The 1,120-nt window shown below is 70.9% G+C and carries 1 protein-coding gene; it reads left to right on the top strand.

Annotation, left to right across the window (positions count from 1 at the left end):
* The coding region (locus AXW62_RS39600) for a beta-ketoacyl synthase N-terminal-like domain-containing protein (protein WP_214516894.1) at positions 1 to 1,120 on the top strand (1,120 nt) is incomplete at both ends.

The raw sequence follows: 1,120 nt of genomic DNA, 5'->3' as shown, positions 1-1,120 counted from the left end.
GGAGTGATGTACGGCGACTACGCCGCGCGGTTGGACCGCGCGCCCGAGGGCTTGGAGGGGCTGCTGTCAACCGGCAGCGCGGGCAGCGTGGCCTCCGGACGTGTCTCCTACACCTACGGGTTCGAGGGTCCGGCGGTGACGGTGGACACGGCGTGCTCCTCGTCGCTGGTGGCACTCCATCTGGCGGCTCAGGCGCTGCGGAACGGCGAATGTGATCTGGCGCTGGCCGGTGGGGTCACGGTGATGGCGACTCCGCAGACGTTCGTGGAGTTCTCCCGTCAGCGGGGTCTGGCGGCGGACGGCCGTTGCAAGCCGTTCTCGGACGATGCGGATGGCACCGGCTGGGCCGAGGGTGTGGGTCTGCTGGTGGTGGAGCGGTTGTCGGACGCGCGGCGCAACGGCCATCAGGTGCTGGCGGTGGTGCGGGGCAGTGCGGTCAATCAGGACGGCGCGTCGAATGGTCTGACGGCGCCGAATGGTCCGTCGCAGCAGCGGGTGATCCGGCAGGCGCTGGCCGGTGCCCGGCTGTCCCCGGCTGAGGTGGACCTGGTGGAGGCGCACGGTACGGGTACGACGCTGGGTGATCCGATCGAGGCGCAGGCGCTGCTGGCCACGTACGGGCAGGACCGGCCCGAGGGCGCACCGCTGTGGCTGGGTTCGGTGAAGTCGAACATCGGGCACACCCAGGCGGCGGCCGGTGTAGCGGGTGTGATCAAGATGGTGATGGCGATGCGCCACGGCATGATGCCGCGCACCCTGCACGTGGGAGAACCGTCGCACCATGTGGACTGGTCGGCGGGTGCGGTGAGTCTGCTGACGGAGGAGCGGGCCTGGCCGGAGGTGGACCGGCCGCGTCGGGCGGCGGTGTCGTCGTTCGGGATCAGCGGCACCAACGCGCATGTGGTGCTGGAGCAGGGCCCGGTCGAGAACGCGGACGAGCCGGTGGAGCCGACCGGTGACGTCCTGGTGCCGTGGGTGGTGTCTGCGAAGACCGAGTCGGGCCTCATGGGACAGGCGCGGCGGCTGGTGGACGTGGTGTCCGGGGAGCGGCCGGTGGATGTGGGTTTCTCGCTGGCCACGGGCAGGGCGTCGTTCGAGCATCGCGCGGTTGTGGTCGGCC

Origin of the sequence: Streptomyces hygroscopicus subsp. hygroscopicus (genome assembly GCF_001553455.1) — a bacterium.
Lineage (GTDB): Bacteria > Actinomycetota > Actinomycetes > Streptomycetales > Streptomycetaceae > Streptomyces > Streptomyces hygroscopicus.
This window is presented reverse-complemented; position numbering and strand designations above follow the sequence as displayed.